The organism is Allosphingosinicella deserti, from assembly GCF_003012735.1.
GTDB lineage: Bacteria > Pseudomonadota > Alphaproteobacteria > Sphingomonadales > Sphingomonadaceae > Allosphingosinicella > Allosphingosinicella deserti.
On record NZ_PXYI01000004.1, the window covers coordinates 656,307 to 680,130 of the forward strand.

Consider the following 23,824-nt stretch of genomic DNA (forward strand, 5'->3'; position numbering starts at 1 on the left):
TTTTGCCGGCTTGCCAATGCCCTGGGCGCTGCACGCAATGTGCACATTTTTCGCGCCGGGAACATGCTTGGCACCGCCTCCGTGCCTGACTAAGGTGCGCGCCGCCCCCCACTCTCAAGATTGGAAACCGAACGCCCATGACGCGCCCGCGCTTCAACCGCATCCTCCTGAAGCTCTCCGGCGAGGCGTTGATGGGAGACGGCTCCTTCGGCATCGATCCTGAGACCACCTCGCGCATGGCGGAGGAGATCAAGCACGCTAAGGAGGCTGGGCACGATCTCTGCATCGTTGTCGGCGGCGGCAACATCTTCCGCGGCCTGGCCGGCGCGGCGAAAGGCTTCGATCGGGCCAGCGCCGATTACATGGGCATGCTCGCCACCGTGATGAACGCGCTCGCGATGCAGAATGCGCTCGAGAAGATCGGGGTCGACACCCGCGTGCAATCGGCAATCCCGATGGCGAGCATCTCCGAGCCCTATATTCGCCGTCGCGCCGTCCGCCACATGGAAAAGGGGCGGGTGGTGATCTTCGCCGCCGGAACCGGCAACCCTTATTTCACCACGGACACCGCCGCCGCTCTGCGCGCCGCGGAGATGGGCTGCGATGCCTTGTTCAAGGGCACCAGCGTCGACGGCATCTACGATGCCGATCCCAAGAAGAAGCCCGATGCGCAACGCTACGAACATCTCGGGTTCAACCGCGTGCTCGCCGACGACCTGAAGGTCATGGACGCGAGCGCCGTTGCCCTGTGCCGCGACAACAATATCCCGATCGTCGTCTTCAACATCCGCGAGCAGGGCAATCTGGCCCGGGTACTGCGCGGTGAGGGGACCGCGACGATCGTTCAGAACGAGGAGTGACACATGCCCGCCTATAACAAGGCCGATATCCAGCGCCGCATGCACGGTGCCGTCGATGCGTTGAAGCACGACCTCGGCGGTCTTCGCACCGGTCGCGCGTCGACCACCCTGCTCGAGCCGGTGACCGTCGAAGTCTATGGTGCGCACATGCCGCTCAACCAGGTCGCCACCATCTCGGCGCCGGAGCCGCGCATGCTGTCGGTTCAGGTCTGGGACCGCTCGAACGTCAGCTCGGTCGAGAAGGCGATCCGCTCGTCCGGCCTTGGTCTCAATCCGATCTCCGAAGGCCAGACCTTGCGCTTGCCGATCCCGGACCTGACCGAGGAGCGCCGCAAGGAACTCGCCAAGCTGGCCAGTCAATATGCCGAAAAGGCGCGCATCGCCGTCCGCAACGTTCGCCGCGACGGCATGGACCTGCTCAAGCAGGACGAGAAGAAGCATGAAATCAGCGAGGACGAGCGCAAGCGTCTCGAGGCCGAGGTTCAGAAGCTGACCGACGACACGATCAAGGAGGTCGATGCGGCGGCTTCGGCCAAGGAGAAGGAAATCCTCGGCAAGTGATCGGCAGAGCGGCCAGCGTGCCGCCGCGGCGCGACGCAGGCGGGGCAGGGGACGGTAGCGTCCCCGGGCAGGGGGAGAATGGCGCCGTGCTTGCCGGCAATGGCAGCATACCGCGACACGTCGCGATCATCATGGACGGCAACGGCCGCTGGGCGAAGGCGCGCGGGCTTCCCCGCGCCGCGGGACACCGTCAGGGTGCCGAATCGGCGCGCAAGGTGCTTCGCGCCGCCGGCGAGGCGGGCGTCGAATGCCTGACCCTGTACGCGTTCTCGTCCGAAAATTGGCGCCGCCCGGAAGACGAGATCAACGATCTGATGGGGCTGCTGCGTTTCTATATCGGGCGTGAGCTCGGGGCGCTGCACAAGGAAGGCATCCGCCTCAAGATCCTTGGCGATCACAGTGCCTTCTCCGCAGAAACCGCGCGGATGGTCGACGAGGCCGTCGAGCGGACCGCCGCCAACACCCGCATGACGCTGGCGATCGCGCTCAATTATGGATCTCGGCTCGAACTCACCAACGCCGCCCGCGCGCTTGCGGCCCGCGTCGCCGCGGGCGAGATCGGCGCCGACGACATCGACGAAACAGCGATCGAAGGGGCGCTCGATACGGCCGGGCTGCCGCCGCTCGATCTGGTGATCCGCACGTCGGGCGAGCATCGATTGTCCAATTTCCTGCTCTGGCAGGCCGCGTATGCGGAGCTGCTGTTCGTCGACACTTTGTGGCCCGACTTCGACGGCGACGAATTCAGAAGCGCGCTCCAGGCCTTTGCCGGACGCGAGCGGCGTTTCGGCGGACGATGAGCGTCGAGGCGGCCAAGCCCGCGTCCGACCTTACGACCCGCTTTGCCGCCGCCGTGGTGATGATCGCGGTCGCGTGCTCAGCCATCTATTTCGGCGGCTGGCCGTTTCGGCTGCTGGTCGCCGCCGCTGCTGCGGTGATGATGGTCGAGTGGGGCGACATGCACCGCGCCGCGCGCCGCTGGAGCTGGATCGGCGCCGGTCTGCTCGTGCTCGGGCTGCTGGGCGCAGCGCAATGGTTGTACCCTGCGGGCGAAATCGACTTCATCGACGGTGCCGAAGCGATCAGCCTCCAGAGCTTCGACGAGCTTTGGATAGGCTTCGCAGCGCTGGCCGGCCTGGCCGTGCTGTTCGGCCTCATCACCCGTCGTCTGTCGATGGGTTGGGGCTTCCTCTACCTCGCATTGCCGAGCTTTGCCTTGCTGGTTCTGGAGTGGGCGCGGTTCGATCTCGTTTTCTGGCTGATGCTGGTCACCTGGTCGACCGACATCTTCGCCTATTTCGCCGGCCGCTCGATCGGAGGGCCGAAGCTCGCACCCAGAGTGAGCCCGAACAAGACCTGGGCAGGGCTGATCGGCGGCATGGCCGGTGCGGGCGTGATCGGCGCGGTTGCCGCATTGCTGTTCGATCTTGGCCCGATCTTCCTTGTCGCCGGCGCTCCGCTCGGCCTGCTCGCGCAACTCGGCGATCTGTATGAGAGTAGCGTCAAGCGCCGCCAGGGCGTCAAGGACAGCGGCAGCCTCCTGCCTGGGCACGGCGGCGTGCTCGACCGGGTCGACGGATTGCTCCCGGTGACGTTTGCGACGCTCGGCCTGCTGCTGCTTATCCTGGGCACGGCGTGACCGAAAGACGTACGATTACGATACTCGGGGCGACCGGCTCCGTCGGCGGCTCGACGCTCGATCTGATCGAGCGCAATGCCGCGGACTACCAGGTGCTCGCGCTCACCGCCCACCGAGATGTGGATGGCCTCGCCGCGGCGGCGCGCCGGGTCGGGGCAGAGCGCGCGGTGATCGGCGACGAGAGCCTCCTGCCGGGCCTCAGGGCTGCCCTTCAAGGTACGGCGATTCGGGCGGAAGGTGGTGAGGATGCGATCCTCGATGCAGCCGCCGCGGGCGCAGACTGGACGATGGCGGCGATCGTCGGCTGCGCCGGGCTGAGGCCGACCATGGCTGCCTTGCGCGGCGGCCGCACGGTCGCGCTCGCCAACAAGGAATCGCTGGTGTCGGCAGGCGCCTTGATGACCGACGCCGCACAGGCGAGCGGAGCGACCCTGCTGCCGGTCGATTCGGAGCATAATGCGATCTTCCAATGCTTCGACGCGGATCGCCCGGCCGGCGTGCGGCGGATCATCCTGACGGCCAGCGGCGGTCCGTTCCGCACCAGGAGCCGCGACGAGATGCGGTCGATGACGCCGGCGCAGGCGGTGGCGCATCCCAATTGGTCGATGGGCGCCAAGATCTCGGTCGATTCCGCCACCCTCATGAACAAGGGGCTCGAGCTGATCGAAGCCTACCATTTGTTCCCGCTCGATGCCGAGGGGTTCGATGTGGTCATTCACCCGCAGTCGGTGATCCACAGTCTCGTCGAATATGTCGACGGATCCGTGCTCGCGCAGCTCGGCGCGCCCGACATGCGAATCCCGATCGCCTACGCGCTGGCCTGGCCCCGGCGGATGGAGACTCCGTGCGAGCGGCTTGACCTGGTGCGCATCGGCAGCCTCGGGTTCGAAGCGCCGGACCTCGAGCGCTTCCCGGCCCTTGCTCTGGCCAAGGCGGCGCTTCGCGAGGGGGGCGCTGCCCCGGCGATTCTCAACGCTGCCAATGAGATAGCTGTGGCTGCCTTCCTTGAAGGATCGATCGGCTTTCTCGATATAGCTTCTATCTCGGCCGAAACCCTGCGATGCTGCACACCGCAGCCGCCGGCTTCGATCGAGGAGGTGCTCGACATCGACCGCGAGGCACGCGCGGTCGCGGCCGGCGTCAAGAGAAGGTATTTGCGTTGAACAGTCCCGGCTTCCTGTGGACGATCCTCAGCTTCCTGCTGGTCATTGGCCCGCTGATCTTCGTCCACGAACTCGGCCACTATTTCGTCGGCCGCTGGTTCGGCGTGAAGGCCGAGGTCTTTTCCATCGGCTTCGGACGGGAGATTGCCGGCTGGACCGACCGACGCGGCACGCGCTGGAAAGTCGCCTGGCTTCCGCTCGGCGGCTATGTCCGCTTTGCGGGCGACATGAACCCGGCGAGCCAGCCTTCGCCGGAATGGCTGGCGCTTCCGCCCGAGGAGCGTGCTCAGACGTTCCAGGCCAAAGCCGTCTGGCAGCGTTTCCTGATCGTCGCCGCCGGTCCGGTCACCAATTTCATTTGCGCGATCCTGATCTTCACCGGATTCCTGATGGCCTATGGCGAACCGCGGAGTTCCCCGGTTGTCGCGGCTGTGGAGCCGGGCTCTGGAGCCCAAGCCGCCGGGATCCTCCCAGGGGACCGGATCACCGGTATCGGCGGACACAAGGTCACGACGTTCGAGGACATTGCGCGCCAGGTCGTTCTGCATCCCGGCGAGACCCTGAAGGTGGAGTTCGTCCGCGAGGGACGCGCGCAGGAGGTGATGGCGACAGCGCAGGCGAAAGTGGAGCGTGACAAGTTCGGCAACGAATTCCGTCGCGGGCTGCTTGGCGTTCGCCCCGGCGAGCGCGTGATCGCGCCGCTCGGCCTTTCCGATGGCTTCGTCGGCGCAGTCCGCCTGACCGGTCAGGTGGTCGGAACCACGATCGAAGGCCTCGGCCAGATCATCACCGGTAAGCGTTCGGTCAAGGAGCTTGGCGGGCCGCTCAAGATCGCCAAATTCTCCGGTGAGCAGGCGAGCCTCGGGCTTCTCGCCTTCATCTGGTTCGTGGCCGTGATTTCGATTAATCTTGGCTTCATCAACCTCTTGCCAATCCCGATGCTCGACGGCGGTCATCTGCTCCTCTATCTGATCGAGGGGGTTCGCCGGAAACCGCTGAAGCCCGAAGCTCAGGAATGGGCGTTCCGAACCGGGCTCGCTGCGCTTCTGGCTCTGATGATTTTCGTCACAGTGAACGACCTGGCGTCTTTTGGACTGCTCACGAAGCTTGGCGGCTTGATCGACTGAGAATGATCGGGCAGGGCTGAGACGACAGGGACAATGGGCCGGGCGTTTGCACCGGCCGAATCTATTTAGGGCGGGGACCCGTGACAGCGACCAAAATCATCAACCATCGTCCGCGCCTGTGCTCCGTGCTTCTCGTCGGCACGATCCTTGGCGGCGCCGGCGTGCCGGCTTACGCGCAGCAGGGCCAGCCCGCGGCCGCACAGCCTTCGACCGCGGCTCCGGCGGGCACACAGGCTCCGGCGCCTGCCGTCATCGCGGCGCCCGTCTCACCTGCGGCGCAGCCCATCCGTTCGATCGCCGTGTCCGGCAATCAGCGCCTCGAGCCGGAGACGGTGATCTCCTACATGAAGCTCCGCGTCGGCGAGAGCTACACGCGCGAGCGGCTCGACGAAGCGCTGCGCGATCTTTACGGCACCGAGCTGTTCGCCGACGTCCAGATTCTCGGCAGCGACACCGGCAATCTGGTGATCCAGGTGCGCGAGAATCCGGTGATCAACCGGATCATCCTTGAAGGCAACAAGCGCATCAAGGACGACAAGATCGGTCCGGAGATCAAGCTCGCGCCGCGCCAGATCTTCACCCGCACCAAGGCGCGCGCGGACGTCGCCCGGATCATCGAGCTCTATCGGCGCCAAGGCCGCTTTGCCGCTGAGGTTGAGCCCAAGATCGTTCAGCTCGAGCAGAACCGCGTCGACGTGGTGTTCGAAATCAGCGAAGGACCCAAGTCCAAGGTTCGCCAGATCAACATCCTCGGCAACGAGAAATTCTCCGATGGTGAGCTGCGTGGTCACATGGCGACCAAGCGCACCAGCCTGTTCAGCTTCCTTGGCTCGGGCGCGGTCTACGATCCGGATCGCCTGGCCTATGATCAGCAGCAGCTGCGTCTGTTCTACCTGACCGAAGGCTATGCCGACTTCCGCGTCGTCTCTGCCGTGGCGGAGCTCACTCCGGACAGGCAGGATTTCATCATCACCTACGTGGTCGAGGAAGGCGAGCGCTACAAGTTCGGCGACGTCAAGGTCGAGAGCGAGATCCGTGACCTCAAGGGCGAGGATCTGACTCGCCTGCTGCCGATGAAGAACGGCCAATGGTATAATGCCAAGCAGGTTGAGGATACGGTGACCTCGCTGAACGAGAGCGCAGGCCTGTTCGGTTATGCATTCGCCGACGTCAATCCGCGGATCCAGCGCGACGCGGAGACGCGGACGATGGCGGTGACCTTCCAGGTTGCCGAGACGCCGCGAGTCTATGTCGAGCGCGTCAACATCAACGGCAACACCGTCACGCAGGACAAGGTGATCCGCCGCGAGTTTCGTCTCGCGGAGGGCGATCCGTTCAACAGCGTCCGGGTCAAGCGCTCGCGCGACCGCATCCAGTCGCTCGGTTACTTCCAGGACGATCTCGAGGTCACCCAGACCCAGGGATCGACTCCCGATCGCGTGATTCTCGGCGTCGACGTCGAGGAGAAGGCGACGGGCGAGCTCCAGGTTTCGGCAGGTTTCTCGAGCCTTGAACGTTTCCTCGTCAATCTTTCGATCCGTCAACGCAACTTCCGCGGGAAGGGCCAGGAGCTGCGTGCGGCGGTCAATTATTCCAGCTATTCCAAATCGGTGGAGCTCGGCTTTACCGAGCCCTATCTGTTCGACCGCAATATCGCCGTCGGAGCCGACGTGTTCCGGCGGGATTACAGCAGCTTCAACTATGTCGGCAACGAGCGCAACAACACCTACGAGCAGGTATCGACCGGCTTCCAGCTGCGCAGCGGCATCCCGCTGACCGAATATATGCAGCTTGCAGGCCGGTACGGGCTAAGCCTCGACGACGTCACGCTGGACGAGGATCTCTATTTCACGGATCCGGATGGGTCTGGTCCGCTGCCGGCATTCTGCGATCCGCTGCGGGTTGGACGATATCTGTGCCAAGCGGTGGGCAAACGCACGACCTCGTCGATCGGCTATTCGTTCGCTTATGACGACACCAACAACCGTATTCGCCCAACTCGCGGCCAGCGCGTGGTGCTCAATCAGGATTTCGCCGGCCTGGGCGGTAGCGTCAAATATCTGCGGACCCGTCTCAACGCGTCCAAATATTGGCAGCCGTTCGGCGGCTTTGTCTTCTCGCTAAGCGGCGAGGGCGGTTATATTCACAGCTTCGAGAAGGCGGACGAGCCCGGCGAAGATCCTGTCCGTCTCATCGATCGATTCTTCCTTGGTGAGCCGCAGATGCGAGGCTTCGACATTCGCGGCGTCGGCCCGCGCGTGATCCGGCAATATTTCAACGCCGATGGCCCGATCGAGGACAATAACGACCAGATCGACGACGCTCTCGGCGGGCGGGCTTATTATCTCGCACGTGCCGAGCTCGAGGTCCCGTTGAGCTCGGGACTGCGCGAGATGGGCTTGCGTCCGTCCTTCTTCGTCGACGCCGGAGCCTTGTTCGGCCTCAAGCGGCCGCTGACTACGACGCTGACGAATTGCGTCGACGATCCCGCCATTGCGGGCACGGTCGAAGCGTCCCAAGTGATTGGCAGCAAGACTTGCCCGACGGGAGCCGTGATCGGTGCTAACTCGTTCGAAGAAATTTATGCCGGCAACACCGCAAAGCCCCGGCTTTCCGTCGGCTTCGGCGTCAACTGGAATTCGCCGTTCGGCCCGTTCAGGATCGATATAGCCAAGGCGCTTATCAAGGCCGACGGGGATGATACCAAGCTTATTACCTTCAACGTAGGGACCGCATTCTAATGAAGAAGATTGTTATCGGCGCCGCCGCCGCTGCGGCGCTTTCGCTGGGCATGTCCGGTGCAGCGCTCGCGCAGCGCAACAACGCCGCGGCCGGTGCGAGCATCCTGGTGGTCGACACCGATCGTGTGATGACCGAATGCACGGCGTGCCGTGCCGCGCAGACCGCGCTTCAGGGCCAGGTTCAGCAGGCGCAGCAATTCGCCCAGGGCCTGGCGCAGCCGCTGCAGACGGAAGGACAGGCGATCGAGGCCGCCGTTCGTGCGCTCGCGGGCAAGCAGCCTGACGCCGCGCTCCAGCAGCGCGCCACTGCGTTCCAGACGCGTCAGAACCAGGCCAATCAGCAGATCAACCAGCGCGAGCAGACGATCCGCTCCACTCAGGCGCACGTGCAGCAGCAGCTCGGCCAAAGGCTGATCCCGATCATCGAGTCGATCCGTGCGTCGCGTCGCGCCGCCATCGCCGTCTCGAAGAGCTCGACGCTTGCCAACGACAATGCAATCGACGTTACTGCCGAGGTGCTGACCCAGCTCAACCAGCAACTGCCGTCGGTCAGCGTCACGCCGCTGCCACAGCAGAATGCCGCACCTGCGCCGGCCGGCACCCAGCCCGCGCAGCCGCAGCCGCAGCCGCAGGGCCGGTGAGCACCGAAGACACGGCAAGCACCGCCATCGGGCCGCTGGATATCCGGCGGGTGATGGCGGCGTTGCCGCATCGTTACCCAATGCTCCTGATCGACCGGGTCGAGGAGCTGGTCCCGAGGAAGCGGATCGTCGCAATCAAGGCGGTGACGATCAACGAGCCCTTCTTCCAGGGCCATTTCCCGACCCGTCCGATCATGCCCGGCGTGCTCCTCGTCGAGGCGATGGCGCAGGCGTCCGGCGTTCTTGCTGTCGAATCGCTCGGGCTCGCCGGCACGGGCAAGCTCGTCTACTTCATGGCGATCGACAACGCGAAGTTCCGCCGTCCGGTCGAACCGGGCGTGCTGCTGCGCATCGAGGTGGAACTCGTCCAGGATCGTGGATCGGTGTGCAAGTTCGCCGGCAAGGTGCTGGTCGACGGAAAACTCGCGGCGGAGACCAGCTTCACCGCGATGATCGCCGATCCGCCCAAGGACTGATCCCAGAAGCGAAATCGTCAGGCGGTACGATGCGGGGCCGGGCTCCAGCCCGCCTCGCTGTGCTCGATCCCGAAAACGGCCGGAATCACCGGACCGGCGACCAGCGCCCGCGGGTGACCGTCCGCGATGATCTGGCCGTTCTTCATGACGATCAGCCGGTCGGCGTAGCGGGCGGCGAGATCGAGATCGTGCAGCGCGACGATCGCCGCGCGGCCAGATGCCGCCTCGGCCTTGAGTATGTCCATCAGCCGCAACTGCCAAAGTGGATCGAGGTTCGCGATCGGCTCGTCAAGCAGCAGCAGCTTCGGGCGGGCGGCCAGCGCCCGCGCCAGCAGCACCCGGCTGCGTTCGCCGGTGGACAAACGGTCGACCCGGCGATCGGCGAAGGCCGAGAGTTCCAGCGTCGTCAACGCTTCATCCACTGCGCGCGCATAGTCGCCGAGCCCGAGCCCGGCGACATCGCGAACAGTGAGAGGCCAGGCGATGTCGCGGTTCGCCGGTAGGTAGGCGAACAGGCGCCGCCGCTCTGCCGGCCCCGCCCGGCGCGCGTCTTTGCCGTCTATGCGGACGCTGCCAAGGGGCGATCCGATTCCGGCAAGCGCGTGGAGGAGGCTGGTCTTGCCGCTGCCGTTCGGACCGACGAGGCAGACAAGGCCGGGCGTTTCCACCATCAAGTCGGTCGGGTCCAGCCGACGCGGCATCGCCAGAGCCGCGGCCTCGAGCAGCATCGTCATCGGCTGAGGCTCCACCGCATATGCGCAACCAGCCACAGGAAGAACGGTGCCCCAAGCAGCGCCGTGACCACGCCGATCGGCAGGATCCGCCCGAGCGGAGCTGCCCGTGTGACGAGATCGGCGGCGAGCAGAAGACCGCCACCGATCATCGCCGCCGGCAGGATCGCTCCCCCGGGGTGGCCGCGGCTGATCCGCCTGGCGAAGATCGGCGCAACCAGGCCGACGAACCCGATTGCGCCGCAGATGGCGACGCATGCGCCAACCCCGATCGCGGTCAGCGCAACGATCGCGATGCGAAGGCGGCGCAAATCATGGCCGAGGGACTGGACGACGTCTTCGCCGAGCGTGAGAAGGTCGAGCGGGCCGCCGAGGCGCAGGAGAAGCAGCACAGTAAGCAAGGCCGGGACACCTGCGAATGCTGCCTGCGCGAGGCTGCGGTCGACCAGCGAACCCATCAGCCAGTCATAGGCGTCGTAAAATGCGAATGGCGAGGGCGCGAGCGCCAGCGCCAGCGTGGTCAAGGCGCCGGCGAGGGCGCTGATCGCCAATCCGGAAAGGAGGAGTGTGGCCGTCTCGGCGCGGGGGCCCGCGAGCGCAATGAGCAGCAGCAGGGCGGCCAGCGCGCCGCCGACCGCCCCGATCGACAGAGCCACGGGAGAGGCGAAGCCGAGGATGTAAGCCGTCACCACGGCGCCGAGCGCGGCGCCGCTGGTCGTGCCGGTGAGATCGGGGGAGGCGAGGGGGTTGGCGAAGAGAGCCTGGATCGCCGCGCCGGCCGCGCCGAGCATCGCACCGTAGACGAGCGCGAGCAGCGCGCGCGGGAGCCGCAACTCACGGATCACGGCCCAGCCCAAATCGCGATCCTGCTGCAGGAGATCACGAATGACGCTCCACGGCGCCAGTACCGACAGCGCGAATAGGAACAGAACGGCGGCGCCGAGCAGTACCGCGACACGATTGCTCATCTGGCAATCGCCTTCAGCCGTCTCACTTCATCGATGAGCAGAGGTCCCATGCAGGTCCAGAGCCGGCCATCGGTGACGATCGTCCGAGACTTGCCGCCGCCCGTCGCCAGCGGGTGGGAGAGCCAGCGTTGCTCTCCGGAATATTGCCCGGCGCGATAATCGCTGCGGAGTAGGACGGCAGGTGGCGCGACCAGCAACTGCTCCAGCGATAGTCGCTCGCCCGGAAGAGCACGTTGGCGCAGGCCCGCCAGGGCCATCCATTGCCCGGCAAGGCTGGCCGGCGAAACGCTGCGGCCGCCGCCGCCCAGCCAGACGCTGTCGTGTGCGGGTGGCGGCGCATTGTGCTTCAGCGCGGCAATGGCGGCGAGGAGTGGTCTGGCGCGGTCCTGCCGGCCGAGCGCGGAGGCCGTTTCGACGATGCTCTTTTCGACGTCCGAGATCGTCTGCGGGAAGGGAAGGTCCAGCACCTTGATGCCAAGCCGCTCGGCGATCCGTACCCGATCGCGCGCGCCTCCGCCCATGGTGAGCACGAGATCGGGCCTGAGACCTGCCACCGAAACGAGGCTGCCGTCATTGGTCCGATGGCGGCGCGCCTGCCGCCACAAGGGCGTTTCGGCTTCCTTCTGCGCAAGATGAGTCACCGATGCGATCTGGCCGGGAGCGGCCAGAATCAGCAGCAATTCGTCGGTGCACAGGTTGAGCGACGCCGCGCGCTGCGGCGCCGCCTCACCGGGCCCGGCGAGTGCAACGAGGCTAATCGCCGAAACGAATGCGAAGGCCCGCATAGCCTGCCCTTCCCGGAGTATTGTAGCCGACGACATCCTGGTAATCCGCATCGAACGCATTCTCGATCCGGGCATAGGCCTCGATCCTGTCGTTGATGCGCCAGCCGAGGCGCAGCGAGGCAAGCAAGTAATCGTCCAGAGTGACGCGCGGGGAGGGGAAGAAATCGAAATCGGTGTCTCCGCGCTTCCCGACATAGCCAGCGGTCGCGCCCCAGCTGAGCCGCCCCGCGGTGCCGTTGGCAATCAGGTTGGCGCTATGCCGCGGGCGGCGCAGTTCACGGATCGGTGTCGTGCCGGATGTCTTCTGCTCCTCGGCGTCGAGATAGGTGTAGTTGACGCCGATCGTGGCCGCCGCCGATAGACGCCAGGACCCGTCCAGCTCGATACCGCGGCGCCGGCTCTTGCCTTGGGCATTGGCGGTGCTGGAGAGGAAGGTGGCGGGATCGTAGGTGTCGACGATCTCGCTGTTGAGCCGGTTGGAAAAGCCCGTGATCCCAGCCGAAAAGGCGCCACTTTGCCAGCGTGCGCCCGCTTCCCATCCCCGCGAGCTTTCCGCCTTCAGCATGGGATTGCCGGCGAACGAGCCCGGGAAGAAGCCGTAGAGATCGTAGAAACTCGGCTGAGCGATGCCCTCTCCGTAAGCGGCATGAAGGCGCCAGCCCGCAGTCGGCTCGATCACCGCTGCGGCCCGGAACGTGGTCGCATCGCGGAATTCGCTGAAGCTGTCGTGGCGAACCGAGAGGTCGGTGGAGATCTGCTCGCTCCAGCGCGCGTGCCATTCGCCGATGAAAGCGGTGAGGTGACGGCCGCGATCCTGATCGGTGCCGCCGAAATAGACCTGGTCGCGGGCGCGGAAATCCTCGGCCTGATGCTCGATCGCGGCGGTCAGGCGGCTCCTGCCAAGGGTGCGGCTCACCTGAGCACCAGCGCTCAACCGCTCGCCCGAAGTTCGATTGAGCGGCTCGTCATCCAACCGGTTGCGATTGGTGCTGCCAAGCCAGCCGAGATCGCCTTGCAGTGACCAGCCGTCCACGTCCGCTTTGGCCCAGCCGCGGATCGCACCGATCCGGTTCCTGGTTTCGTCGAGCGTGTCGGCCCGTGCAAATGTGACAGGATCGGTGCCGTCGAATTCGCTCGTGCCTTCGATCCAATGTCCTGCAACGCCCAGTTCGATGCCGTCGGCGGGGCGGACGATGCCCTTGAGGCTTGCGCTGAACGTTTCGAAACCGTCATTCTCACCGCCATCGCCGAAGCTGTCGATGCCGTCGCTGCTGAGCCAGCCGGCGGATCCCGACACGCCGGCCGTGTCGGTACCGGCGGCGAATTGGGCGGAGGCTCGGACGCTGTCGAAGCTGCCATATTCGCCGAGCAGGCTGGCTTTGGTCCCGCCGATCGGATCGGCGGTCTCGATCGCGATCACGCCGCCGAGCGCTTCCGAGCCCCACAAGGCCGATTGCGGGCCGCGCACGATCTCCACCCGGGAAAGAGAGTCGGTGGTGAGCAGCTCGAACCGGGCCTCGTTGCCGGCGGCGGGATCGTTGAAGCGAATACCGTCAACGAACAGCAGAGTGTGGTTTGCCTCGGCGCCGCGAATGCGCAGCTGCGTCTGGGTGCCGCGGGGTCCGGTCGTCGCGACCGAAACGCCAGGGCTGAGGCGAAGGAGGTCCGTCGCGGACGGAAGGCCGAGAGCCTGCATCGTCTCGCTGCCGAAGATCGTGACGGAAACGGGCGCGCTCTCGGCATCGAGCGGTTCGCGCGCCGCGGTGACGACGATGCTGTCCTGAGTGGCTGCGTCGGCTGCGGTAGTCGGCGCCGCGAGTGCTGCGAGAATCAGAAACGGTGACACTGTGTCCTCCTTGAACAACGACATGGCTGTCGTCTCGGAGGCCTTTCGCCGAGCCGGGCGAAGTGCCGCGCATCGCGCAGCTCCCGGCGCGGTGCGGACGACAAGGCGAAGGCAGGTCTCCTGGCTCCCGGGTCGTCGCCTGGTCCGGTCCGTTGTGGAGCGGGGGCTCACCGTTCACAGTTGCGGGTACAGCGCCGGTTTCCCACCGGCTTCCCATTTTCACCGCGCCACGGCGCGGCACCTTCGCTGAGCCGGCGCTAGTCGGGGGCAGCCCGTCTTGTCAATTCGCCCACTTTTGGCTACATGCCGCACCGCCTTCCATGAGGCTGGTCGGAACCAGCCAAACTCCAAGGAATATCAAGACGATGAAAGCCGAGACCCATCCCGATTACCACATGATCAAGGTGCAGATGACCGACGGCACCGTGTTCGAGACCCGCTCCACCTGGGGCAAGGAAGGCGACACGCTCCAGCTCGACATCGATCCCAAGGTCCATCCGGCCTGGACCGGCAACACCGGCCGCGTGCTGGATCAGGGCGGTCAGGTCGCGCGCTTCAACAAGCGTTTCGGCGGCCTTTCGCTCGGCAACCGCAAGTAAGACCGGCAGGCAGCCGCGTGGTCCCGATCCTCGAGACCGCGCGGCTGCGGCTCAGAGCATTTCGCGAGAGCGATCTCGACGGCCAGGCAAGGATGCTGGGCGACCCCGGCTTCATGCGCTATCTGGGCGGGAAGACGCTTACCCGCGAGGACAGCTGGCGACGGCTGCTCTCCGGGGCCGGCCTCTGGTCGATGCTAGGCTATGGCTATTGGGGCGTTGAAAACCGCGCGGACGGTGCCTTCATCGGCCAGGTCGGCTTTGCGGACTTCAATCGCGACATGACACCCTCGATCGAGGGGATCCCGGAAATGGGCTGGGTGCTCGCACCCGAGACACACGGGCAGGGCTTCGCCTCGGAAGCCGTGACTGCCGCGCTCGACTGGGCACGCCAAGCACTTAGCGGCCGCGAGATTGTTGCGATCATCGATCCTGCAAACACGCCTTCAATACGCGTTGCAGAGAAAGCCGGCTTCGCCGCCCGAGAAGAAGCCCTGTATCGCTCCGATCCCATCCTGCTCTTCCGCCGCGCGCCGGACTGAGGTTCAATCCTCGATCGTCTCCGCAAGTGCCACGGGCGAGAGGAAAGGTTTCCTTTCCTTCAGCACCAGATCCGCGACGGCCGCGCCGAACATTTCGGACGTCGGCTCGCCATGGTAGAGGCGCGGCATCATGCCCTCCGACCCCATGCTGATCAGCAAACCGTAGACCGGCTTGGTGAGCGTCAGCCGGCCGAATGCGTCGCTGAACAGGGGAACAACTTCAGGCGGCAGTCGGATCAGGCGATAGGTGGCAAGTCCGGGTACGGTGGCGACGTAGAGGATATCGTCAGACCCGCGCCGGATCGGCGCGTCGCCGAGCATTACCTTCGCTTGGCCGACGACCGGCAGTGATTCCTCCTTGGCAGGCTCGAACGTCATCGAGCGGGCCAGCAACCGGCCGAGCATGGATCCGCCGTGATCGCTGATGAACGGCTCGGAGGCCGGCATCGTGCATGCCTGCCCGGAGCAGTTCCCGGCGGCCGCGAGGATCTCGTTCCACGGCAAAGCCGTCACGAAGCCGTCCAGAGCCCTTTCCTGCTCGACGTCCTTGACGTTCGTTAGAGTGGCGCGGACCTTCGCCCGCCATGGACCGATGTCGGCGAAGTAGAGATAATCCATCACAGTGCCGGGGCCGATGCCGGTCTTGAAGGTCGCCTTGTAAAGATGGAGCGGCGAAGTGGCGGGAACATCGAAAGGGCCGGCCGACCAGACGAATGCAGTCGGCGACAGCGTTGCGAAGGAGAGGATCGAACCCTTCAGTCGGTGCTCGGGCAGGGCGCCGGGCCGGAACAGGTAGACGGTCGCGCTGATCTCTGCGCCGTCTTTCTTGAGCCGATAGGTTGCGGTCACGTCATTGTCGCTGATCTGACCGAGCTTGACACGCTTGAACCCGAACCTCTCAGCGGGGAAGCCGACCCGGCTCGCCCTGTGCAAGGCGGGGCCACCGTCTCCCGCCTGCCAGGCGCCGCCGGCACTTGCCTGTGGCGCCGCCGTGGCTCCACCGATCGGCAGGCATGAAGCAATCAAAGCTAGTGCAAGAATGATTCTCATCCGACATCCCCCCCCGAACCGAAGGCTATGTCAGCCATGCCCAAGTGGCAAGCGGCCGGGGATCAGCCGCCCGGTCGCCGCGCCATGAAGGCGAGGCGCTCGAACAGCATGATGTCCTGCTCGTTCTTGAGGAGCGCACCGTGCAGCGGCGGGATCGCCTTTGACGGATCGCGGGACTGCAGCACCTCGAGCGGCATGTCCTCGTGGAGAAGCAGCTTCAGCCAATCGAGCAATTCGCTGGTCGATGGCTTCTTCTTGAGGCCCGGCACGTCACGGACCTGGTAGAAGATGTCGAGCGCTTTTCCGACCAGCAGCTTCTGGATTCCGGGGAAGTGAACGTCGATGATCGCCTGCATCGTCTCGCGAGCGGGGAACTTGATATAGTGGAAGAAGCAGCGGCGAAGGAACGCGTCGGGCAGTTCCTTCTCGTTGTTCGAGGTGATGACGACGATCGGCCGCTCATGGGCCCTTACTGTCTCTCCGGTCTCGTAGACGTGGAATTCCATTCGATCGAGCTCCTGCAGGAGATCGTTGGGGAATTCGATGTCGGCCTTGTCGATCTCGTCGATCAGCAGGACCGGCAAAGCGGGACTGGTGAACGCCTCCCACAATTTTCCGCGCCGAATATAGTTGGAAATGTCGTGGACCCTGGGATCACCCAACTGGCCGTCGCGAAGACGAGCGACCGCATCATATTCATAGAGGCCCTGATGCGCCTTGGTCGTCGACTTCACGTGCCATTCGATCAGCGGCGCGCCGACGGCTGTTGCGATCTCATGGGCAAGGACGGTCTTGCCGGTCCCGGGTTCGCCCTTGACGAGGAGCGGGCGGCGAAGCGTGACGGCGGCGTTGACGGCGACCTTGAGATCGTCGGTCGCGACATAATCCTTGGTGCCCTCGAACCGCATGCCCGTCCTTCCGCTTACGTAAGCTGCGAGCGTTAAAGGAGGGGCGTTCCAAGGGCAAGCCGACGGCCCGCGCAGCAGCCAGGAGGATCAGCCGACCAGCCGCGCCTGATGACGGGCTTCCAGCACGTCCCACAGGCCGCGATGCTGCAGCAGCACTTGCTGGGCGCCGAACAGAAGAGCGCGCTGCACGGCGGCGCTGCCGGCGAAGGCGTCCGCCAGAGTAGCGATCGTTTCGATGTCCCCGGCCATGCAAGGCGGCGGCTCGACTCCGAAGCGGATTGCCGCCGAGTCGAGAACGGTGCGGACATGTGCCCAATCGAGCACGATCGCCATGGCAGTGCCGAGCGCACAGCCATGACGCTCGGACTGGGCGAGCATCTCCATCGCGTGGCGCTGAGCGATGATCGTCGAGTCGGTGCCGGCGGCGCCTGGCGTGCTCGGCACAGGACCTGCGGCCACCGCCAGACGCGCGAGATAGGCCCGCTCGCCGGCGAAGGCGTAGGTCGCCTGCGCGAGCCAGGCGCGGGAGGCGGGCTCGACCGCACGGGTCGATGCATGGTCGATCACGCCGGGATACCGCCCGTGCAAGGTGCACAGATAGTGGATGAGATCGGACAGGCCGCGCGCGCTGTGCTCGCCGCGCAGCAATTCGCCCGCCTGCGACCAGGGATGCGACGCGCTGCCATTGTCGCGGACGCACGCGAGCAGGAGCTGCCCGGTCTCGGCGACTCGTGCCATGCCGAGCGAAGCTGTTGCCATGTCCCTGTGTCTCCCGAACGTTTCGAAGACCCCTCTACGCCTCTGACCTATATCAATGCCGTAAAAACGAGGTTTATGACGCGTTAGGGATGTTGCTGTGTTTTGGGCCGAGCGCGCCTTCACGCCACCTACGGGCGTTGGCAAGGCGGCGCGGGGATGAGGGCCGTTCGACCGTATGCGTCTCCACAAACAAAAAGCCCCTCCACGAAGGGAGGGGCTTCTCAACAACTTGGTGAAAATTGCTTACTGGTCGAGGAAGCTGCGCATCTTCCGGGAGCGGGAGGGATGCTTGAGCTTGCGAAGCGCCTTCGCCTCGATCTGGCGGATACGCTCTCGGGTGACCGAGAATTGCTGGCCGACTTCCTCGAGCGTGTGATCGGTGTTCATGCCGATGCCGAACCGCATGCGGAGCACGCGCTCCTCGCGCGGCGTCAGCGAGGCGAGAACCCGTGTGACCGTTTCCTTGAGGTTGGCCTGGATCGCCGCGTCGACCGGAATGACCGCATTCTTGTCCTCGATGAAATCGCCGAGATGGGAATCCTCCTCGTCGCCGATGGGCGTTTCGAGGCTGATCGGCTCCTTGGCGATCTTCATCACCTTGCGAACCTTTTCGAGCGGCATCGACAGACGCTCCGCCAGTTCTTCCGGAGTCGGCTCGCGGCCGATTTCGTGGAGGATCTGACGCGAGGTGCGGACCAGCTTGTTGATGGTCTCGATCATGTGGACCGGGATACGAATGGTCCGTGCCTGGTCGGCGATCGAGCGGGTGATCGCCTGCCGGATCCACCAGGTCGCGTAGGTCGAGAATTTGTAGCCTCGGCGATATTCGAACTTATCGACAGCCTTCATCAGGCCGATATTGCCCTCCTGGATGAGATCCAGGAACTGCAGGCCGCGGTTGGTGTACTTCTTCGCGATGGAGATCACGAGGCGCAGATTGGCCTCGACCATTTCCTTCTTGGCGATCCGCGCCTCACGCTCGCCCTTCTGAACCTGATTCACGATCCGGCGGAATTCGGCGAGGCTCATGCCGGTCGCCTGGGCGATCTCGGCGATTTCTGTGCGGATGCGCTCGATCGCGGACGATTCCGTGGAGCAGAAGGCGTTCCACTTCTTGTCGAGGTTGCAGACGCGCTCCGTCCAGCCCTCGTCGAGCTCGTGACCCATATAAGCATCGAGGAAGGCGCGCCGCGGCACCTTGTGACGCTCGGCGAGACGCAGCATCTGGCCGCCGAGCGCGGTCAGGCGCCGGTTGTAGCTGTAGAGCTGATCGACGAGATACTCGATCTTGGCGTTGTGAAACTGGACGCTCTCGACCTCGGCGGTGAGCTGATCGCGCAGATCCTGATATTTGGATTCGTCGCCCGGACCGAACGACTGGCCAGCGCTCATCGAATCCATTCGCGCCGTCTGAAGCTTTGCGAACTTGCGGTAGAGATCGGTGATCTTGGCGAAGCGCTCCAGCGCCTGCGGCTTCAGCGTCTCCTCCATCTGGGCGAGGGAGAGGGTGTTGTCCTCCTCTTCTTCCTCGAAGCGGTTCTCGGCCCGGCGCTGGACGACGTTGCCGTCCTCGTCCTCTTCCTCGGTGACCTCCTCGACGTCTTCTTCCTCCTTAAAGGAAGGACCGGCAGCCGCCTCGCTGATCTCGCCGTCGGCGCCTTCCTCGGCGCCTTCGACCTGCTCGGGAGTGGGGCCCTTGGACAGCATCGCGTCGAGATCGAGGATCTCGCGCAGCTGCATGTGGCCCTCGTTCAGGGCATTGGACCATTCGATGATCGCGTTGAAGGTGATCGGGCTCTCGCAAAGGCCCCAGATCATCGTGTCGCGGCCGGCCTCAATGCGCTTCGCGATCGCGATCTCGCCTTCGCGGGAGAGCAGCTCGACCGCTCCCATCTCGCGCAGGTACATGCGCACCGGATCGTCGGTCCGGTCGACGGTTTCCTTCTTCTTCTCGATGATGAAGCGCTCGCCGTCGCTGCCATCCTGCTCGTCGATACCGCCGTCGGAATCGGGCTCGGACGAGGATTCCTCGTCGTCACTGTCGTCATTCTCGACGATGTTGACGCCCATCTCGCTGAGCGCGGACATCACGTCCTCGACCTGATCGGAGGACATCTGATCCTGCGGGAGGGCCTCGTTGAGCTCGTCATAGGTGATCACGCCGCGCTTCTTGGCGCGCGCAAGCAGCTTCTTGATCGAAGCCTCGTTGAGGTCGATCAGCGGAGCATCGCCCCCGTCCTGCTTGTCTTCCGCATCGACCGCCGTGTTCGTCTTCGCCATTTAAACGCCTTGTTCCTGTCTCAGCCCACATCCCCCTCGACCAGGGAGGCAAGCTGTTTTTCCGCCTCGTCCCGCGCGATCCGGAGCCGCTGTTGCTCCTGGAAAGCGGCCTCGTCCCCTGATTCCTTCAGCCGCTCGGTCGCTGCCGCCAAGGCGGCTTCAAGCCCTGGCTGCGCCGCCAACGTGTCGATGACCAGAACGAGATCGCGTTGAGCGCGTTCCGGATCGGCATCGCGGCGGGTGAAGGAAAAGGCTAGTCCTCTCTCCTGGCGGAGCGCCTCGGCCAGAGGCGCCGCACCTTCGTCGACCAATATGGTATTTAGGCGCTCCTGATCAAGTTCGCCGTGGAACAGGGCTGCCGATAGAAGAGAATCGCGCAAACGTATAGCAGGCGCCTCGATGAAGGGAAGCGCCGCGACGGCCTCAGAATGAGCGGCGATCACCTGCGGATGGCGGACCAGTCCGGCGAGAACCGCCCGCAGCCACCGCGGGTCGAGGCCGCCGGTCGCCACCAGCTTCGCCTGATCCGAGACGGGACGAACGAAGCCGAACCGGTTGCTCTGAAAGCGCCCGCTTTGCTGGCGCCCATTTTGGAAGCGACGGCCGCCGCCTTGGTATTGCTCGCGGCCATAATCGCGCTGCTGTCGCGGGCGTTGCGGACGGGTGAGCTCGTCGAACCGGCGGAGGAACTCGGCGCGATATTGCTCGCGCACGTTGGGATCGGCGATCGCCCCGAAATGATCGAACAGGCGCTGCTTGAGCCCGGCGCGTTCTTCGGGCGTCGTCAGCGGCTCGGCATTCACTTCGTGCCGCCAGAGTCGATCGACCAATGGCTCCGGGGCGGCGAGCAGATCCTCGAGCGCATCGCGGCCCTTGGCGCGGACGAGATCGTCGGGATCCTGGCCGGCGGGCAGGGTGACGAAACCGAGCGAGCGGCCCGGGCCGGCATGGGGCAGGGCCCGAAGCGCGGCGCGGACGGACGCTTTCTGACCCGCCGAATCACCGTCGAAGCAGAGGATGGGGGCAGGGGAAAGCTTCCACAGCCGCTCCAGCTGCCCCTCGGTAAGGGCGGTGCCGAGCGGCGCCACCGCCTCGCCGATGCCGGCCTGATCGAGCGCAATGACGTCCATATAGCCTTCGACGACGATCACCCGCCGGGCGTTGCGGCTCGCCGGTGCAGCTTTGTCGAGATTGTAGAGGGTGCGCCCTTTGTCGAAGAGCGGAGTCTCGGGAGAGTTCAAATATTTCGGCTCGCCGTCGCCGACGATGCGGCCGCCGAACGCAATAACTCGGCCGCGTTGGTCACGGATCGGGATCATCAGCCGGCCACGAAACCGGTCATAGGGCTCGCGATCGTCGTCGGGGGCGATGAGCAGGCCGGTCTCAACCAGCGCATCGCTGCCGAAGCGCTTCAGCGCCTCGCGAAGTCTGGAGCGGCTGTCCGGTGCGAAGCCGAAGCCGAAGTTGGTGATCGTCCAATCGCGAATACCGCGTTTCTGGAGATAGGCGCGCGCATTCGCGCCTTCGATCGACCCCAATTGCTCGACGAACCAACGCTGCGCCGCCTCGACGACGTCGTACAAACCGGCAGCCCGCTCTGCTTTCTGTTGTGCGCGCGGATCCGGCGCCGGCACCTCGAGCCCCGCAGCATCGGCCAATTCCTTGACCGCCTCCATGAACGGCAGCCCCCGCGCATCGGTGAGGAAGCGGATCGCGTCGCCATGGGCGCCGCACCCGAAGCAGTGGTAGAAGCCCTTCTCGTCGTTGATCGTGAAGCTCGGTGTCTTCTCCTGATGAAACGGGCAACAAGCCTTGTACTCGCGCCCGGCCTTTTGCAGCTTCACCGAGCGGCCGATGACGGTCGACAGCGACGTGCGGGCACGGACCTCGTCCAGGAATTGCGGGGAAAGGCTCATTGCTGTGGCATGTCCGGGCCGTCGGGATCTGCTCCCCTCCCGCTTGCCGGAGGGGCTGGGGGTGGGGCCGCGGTGAGAGCTTCGAGGATTACCGAGAGTACGCCATCCGTATTTCCAAGAACGTCGTGGTTCCAAAATCGGATCACTCGATAACCTTCACTGACAAAATAGCGCGTTCTCAATGCATCGGCCGCAGCCTGGGCGTCATGCTGCCCGCCGTCCACCTCGATTACTAGACGGGCTTCGCGGCACATGAAATCGCAGATGAAGGGGCCGATGGGCATCTGCCGGCTGAACTTGAAGCCGCCCAGCCGCCGTTGAGGGAGGCCCGTCCACAGCTTCTGCTCCGCCTCGGTGGCGGTGCGCCTCAGCTGCTGGGCCCTTCGGGTCGGGCGCTTCTTGAAAACGACCATCCCCACCCCCAGTCCCTCCCGCAAGCGGGAGGGGAGTTAGCCTGCGCTCCTCACTGGCTCAGCCGCGCCTTCACCAGCCCGCTCGCCTTGCTCATGTCGAGCTGAGCGGCGTGGCGTTCCTTCAGCACCGCCATCACACGACCCATGTCCTTGACCGAGCTCGCGCCGACTTCGGTGACGATCGCGTCGATCGCGGCTTTCGTTTCGTCCTCGGTCATCTGCTGCGGCAGGAAGCCCTCGATCACCGCGACCTCGGCCTTCTCGGCATCGGCGAGTTCCTGGCGGCCGCCCTGCTCGTAGAGGGTGATCGATTCTCGGCGCTGCTTGATCATCTTCTGCAGCACTTCGACGACGAGCGCATCGTCATCGGTCGACGCCTGGGTGGCGGTGCGCTGCTCGATGTCCCGATTCTTGATCGTCGACTGGATGAGGCGGATGGCTGCCGTCCGCTGCTTGTCACCGCTCTTCATGGCGGTGACGAGCGCAGCCTTGATGTCGTCGCGAATCATATCTCTCTTGGGTCCGCTGTCGGGGAAAGCGCGGGAGGATAGCGGCAGGTTCGGGGTTTTAATAGATTGACGCTGTGCCCCCGGCGGCCTAGCGGACGGGCCTTAGCGACATCGCCAGAAACTACGAAGGAGTGCCCGCCGACATGGCTGACGCCACGCAAACGCCTGCGCCGCAAGGAGCGACCGGCGTATTGGTCTTGGCCGATGGGACCGTCATCTGGGGCAAGGGCTTCGGTGCCGAAGGATCCGCCGTCGGCGAGGTTTGCTTCAACACGGCGATGACCGGCTACCAGGAGGTAATGACCGATCCCTCCTATGCCATGCAGATCATCACTTTCACCTTCCCGCACATCGGCAATGTCGGGGCCAATTACGAGGATTTGGAAGCCGACAATCCGTTCGCGCTCGGCTGCATCGTCCGTCAGGACGTAACCGAGCCGAGCAATTTCCGCAGCGTTCAGGGCTTCGGCGCGTGGATGCGGGCCAACGGTCGGATCGGGCTTGCCGGAGTCGACACTCGTGCCCTCACCCGCAAGATCCGCGAACAGGGCGCGCCCAACGGCGTGATCGCCCACGATGCCAAGGGCGAATTCGATATCGACGCTCTGCTCGCCGAGGCGCGCGCCTGGCCCGGTCTCGAAGGGATGGACCTGGCCAAAGAGGTGTCATGTCATCAGATGTACCGCTGGTCGGGCGGCCGGTGGAAGCTCGGCACCGGATATGGCGAGGCCGAGGAGGACGAGAGCCGTCCGCACGTCGTCGCCATCGACTACGGATCGAAGCGCAACATCTTCCGCAACCTCGCGGATGCGGGTGCGCGCGTCACCGTGCTCCCGGCCACCTCGACCTTCGAGGACGTGATGGCGCACGAGCCCGACGGCATCTTCCTGTCCAACGGCCCCGGCGATCCGGCGGCGACCGGCACCTATGCGGTCCCGGTCATCCGGCAATTGCTCGAAACCAGGAAGCCGCTGTTCGGGATCTGCCTCGGCCATCAATTGCTTGGCCTCGCGGTCGGCGCCAGCACCACCAAGATGCACCAGGGGCATCGCGGCGCCAATCATCCGGTGAAGCGACTTGAGGATGGCCGGGTCGAGATCACCAGCATGAACCATGGCTTCGCGGTCGAGACCGAGACGCTTCCGGACAATGCGCGCCCGACCCACGTCTCGTTGTTCGACGGCAGCCTTGCCGGCCTCGAACTGACCGACCGGCCCGCTTTCTCGGTGCAATATCACCCCGAAGCAAGCCCGGGGCCGCAGGACAGCGTCTACCTGTTCCAGAAGTTCGTCGATCAATTGCAGAAATAGGGG

General features: G+C 65.0%; 23 protein-coding genes and 1 riboswitch. Of the genes, 12 read left to right on the top strand and 11 right to left on the bottom strand.

The window, feature by feature from the left end; all coding sequences use genetic code 11:
- Positions 1–137: 137 nt before the first annotated feature.
- The 9 genes from pyrH (at position 138) to fabZ (ending at position 9,208) form a co-directional block, all read left to right on the top strand.
- Positions 138–860 carry a UMP kinase gene (gene pyrH, locus C7I55_RS15210; protein WP_106513793.1) on the top strand — a complete coding sequence of 241 codons (723 nt, stop codon included), beginning with the start codon at positions 138–140 and terminating at the stop codon, positions 858–860.
- 3 nt (positions 861–863) lie between these two features.
- The gene (gene frr / locus C7I55_RS15215) at positions 864–1,421 is read left to right on the top strand and encodes a ribosome recycling factor (protein ID WP_106513794.1); all 558 of its coding nucleotides are present in this window, start codon (positions 864–866) and stop codon (positions 1,419–1,421) included.
- Positions 1,422–1,507: 86 nt separating this feature from the next.
- On the top strand, positions 1,508–2,221 hold the full coding sequence (locus tag C7I55_RS15220) for an isoprenyl transferase (protein WP_269845220.1): 714 nt from the start codon (positions 1,508–1,510) through the stop codon (positions 2,219–2,221).
- Entirely contained in the window at positions 2,218–3,060 is an 843-nt protein-coding gene (locus C7I55_RS15225; protein WP_106513796.1) for a phosphatidate cytidylyltransferase, read from the top strand. The genes C7I55_RS15220 and C7I55_RS15225 overlap by 4 nt, the downstream gene beginning before the upstream one ends.
- Complete coding sequence (locus tag C7I55_RS15230) at positions 3,057–4,223, top strand: 1-deoxy-D-xylulose-5-phosphate reductoisomerase (protein WP_106513797.1); 1,167 nt, start codon at positions 3,057–3,059, stop codon at positions 4,221–4,223. The genes C7I55_RS15225 and C7I55_RS15230 overlap by 4 nt, the downstream gene beginning before the upstream one ends.
- A complete protein-coding gene (rseP, locus tag C7I55_RS15235; protein WP_233222224.1) occupies positions 4,220–5,350 on the top strand; it encodes an RIP metalloprotease RseP in 1,131 nt (376 codons plus the stop codon). Before C7I55_RS15230 ends, rseP begins: the two co-directional genes overlap by 4 nt.
- An 80-nt stretch (positions 5,351–5,430) precedes the next feature.
- A complete protein-coding gene (gene bamA, locus C7I55_RS15240; protein ID WP_233222225.1) occupies positions 5,431–8,091 on the top strand; it encodes an outer membrane protein assembly factor BamA in 2,661 nt (886 codons plus the stop codon).
- Positions 8,091–8,732, top strand: coding sequence for an OmpH family outer membrane protein (locus C7I55_RS15245; protein ID WP_106513800.1), 642 nt, complete (start codon positions 8,091–8,093; stop codon positions 8,730–8,732). Before bamA ends, C7I55_RS15245 begins: the two co-directional genes overlap by 1 nt.
- On the top strand, positions 8,729–9,208 hold the full coding sequence (gene fabZ / locus C7I55_RS15250) for a 3-hydroxyacyl-ACP dehydratase FabZ (protein WP_269845219.1): 480 nt from the start codon (positions 8,729–8,731) through the stop codon (positions 9,206–9,208). The genes C7I55_RS15245 and fabZ overlap by 4 nt, the downstream gene beginning before the upstream one ends.
- A 17-nt stretch (positions 9,209–9,225) precedes the next feature.
- On the opposite strand, the gene C7I55_RS15255 is transcribed toward fabZ, so the two are convergent.
- Genes C7I55_RS15255 through C7I55_RS15270 form a run of 4 tightly spaced genes read right to left on the bottom strand, consistent with a single transcriptional unit; the run spans position 9,226 to position 13,538 of the window.
- Positions 9,226–9,942, bottom strand: a complete 717-nt coding sequence (locus C7I55_RS15255; RefSeq protein WP_106513802.1) for an ABC transporter ATP-binding protein — start codon at positions 9,940–9,942, stop codon at positions 9,226–9,228.
- Positions 9,939–10,907, bottom strand: coding sequence for a FecCD family ABC transporter permease (locus C7I55_RS15260; RefSeq protein ID WP_106513803.1), 969 nt, complete (start codon positions 10,905–10,907; stop codon positions 9,939–9,941). The genes C7I55_RS15255 and C7I55_RS15260 overlap by 4 nt, the downstream gene beginning before the upstream one ends.
- The gene (locus C7I55_RS15265) at positions 10,904–11,692 is read right to left on the bottom strand and encodes an ABC transporter substrate-binding protein (RefSeq protein WP_158266440.1); all 789 of its coding nucleotides are present in this window, start codon (positions 11,690–11,692) and stop codon (positions 10,904–10,906) included. The genes C7I55_RS15260 and C7I55_RS15265 overlap by 4 nt, the downstream gene beginning before the upstream one ends.
- Positions 11,661–13,538, bottom strand: coding sequence for a TonB-dependent receptor plug domain-containing protein (locus C7I55_RS15270; RefSeq protein ID WP_158266441.1), 1,878 nt, complete (start codon positions 13,536–13,538; stop codon positions 11,661–11,663). The genes C7I55_RS15265 and C7I55_RS15270 overlap by 32 nt, the downstream gene beginning before the upstream one ends.
- 93 nt (positions 13,539–13,631) lie before the next feature.
- A riboswitch (cobalamin riboswitch) is annotated at positions 13,632–13,798 on the bottom strand.
- A 105-nt stretch (positions 13,799–13,903) separates the two neighbouring features.
- Between C7I55_RS15270 and rpmE the strand changes: the two genes are divergently transcribed.
- Positions 13,904–14,137, top strand: coding sequence for a 50S ribosomal protein L31 (rpmE, locus tag C7I55_RS15275; RefSeq protein ID WP_106513807.1), 234 nt, complete (start codon positions 13,904–13,906; stop codon positions 14,135–14,137).
- Between the two features lie 17 nt (positions 14,138–14,154).
- The gene (locus C7I55_RS15280; RefSeq protein ID WP_106513808.1) at positions 14,155–14,676 is read left to right on the top strand and encodes a GNAT family N-acetyltransferase; all 522 of its coding nucleotides are present in this window, start codon (positions 14,155–14,157) and stop codon (positions 14,674–14,676) included.
- 3 nt (positions 14,677–14,679) lie between these two features.
- Here the strand turns inward: C7I55_RS15280 and C7I55_RS15285 are convergent, their stop codons facing one another.
- From C7I55_RS15285 to C7I55_RS15315, 7 genes are all read right to left on the bottom strand, one after another.
- Positions 14,680–15,726, bottom strand: coding sequence for a hypothetical protein (locus C7I55_RS15285; protein ID WP_146151034.1), 1,047 nt, complete (start codon positions 15,724–15,726; stop codon positions 14,680–14,682).
- A 62-nt stretch (positions 15,727–15,788) separates the two neighbouring features.
- A complete protein-coding gene (locus C7I55_RS15290) occupies positions 15,789–16,634 on the bottom strand; it encodes an AAA family ATPase (RefSeq protein WP_106513810.1) in 846 nt (281 codons plus the stop codon).
- An 87-nt stretch (positions 16,635–16,721) separates the two neighbouring features.
- Positions 16,722–17,393, bottom strand: coding sequence for a DUF6975 family protein (locus tag C7I55_RS15295; protein ID WP_199192835.1), 672 nt, complete (start codon positions 17,391–17,393; stop codon positions 16,722–16,724).
- Positions 17,394–17,636: 243 nt separating this feature from the next.
- Positions 17,637–19,673 carry an RNA polymerase sigma factor RpoD gene (rpoD, locus tag C7I55_RS15300; protein WP_106513811.1) on the bottom strand — a complete coding sequence of 679 codons (2,037 nt, stop codon included), beginning with the start codon at positions 19,671–19,673 and terminating at the stop codon, positions 17,637–17,639.
- Between the two features lie 20 nt (positions 19,674–19,693).
- Positions 19,694–21,589, bottom strand: coding sequence for a DNA primase (dnaG, locus tag C7I55_RS15305; protein ID WP_106513813.1), 1,896 nt, complete (start codon positions 21,587–21,589; stop codon positions 19,694–19,696).
- Positions 21,586–22,002: an endonuclease domain-containing protein gene (locus C7I55_RS15310; RefSeq protein WP_106513927.1), complete on the bottom strand. Its 417-nt coding sequence runs from the start codon at positions 22,000–22,002 to the stop codon at positions 21,586–21,588. Before C7I55_RS15310 ends, dnaG begins: the two co-directional genes overlap by 4 nt.
- 50 nt (positions 22,003–22,052) lie before the next feature.
- Positions 22,053–22,511 (bottom strand): GatB/YqeY domain-containing protein, encoded by a 459-nt coding sequence (locus C7I55_RS15315; RefSeq protein ID WP_106513814.1) that lies wholly within the window; start codon positions 22,509–22,511, stop codon positions 22,053–22,055.
- A gap of 143 nt (positions 22,512–22,654) precedes the next feature.
- Here C7I55_RS15315 and carA point away from each other — a divergent pair, with 143 nt between their 5' ends.
- Positions 22,655–23,821, top strand: coding sequence for a glutamine-hydrolyzing carbamoyl-phosphate synthase small subunit (gene carA / locus C7I55_RS15320; RefSeq protein WP_106513816.1), 1,167 nt, complete (start codon positions 22,655–22,657; stop codon positions 23,819–23,821).
- Positions 23,822–23,824: the final 3 nt, after the last annotated feature.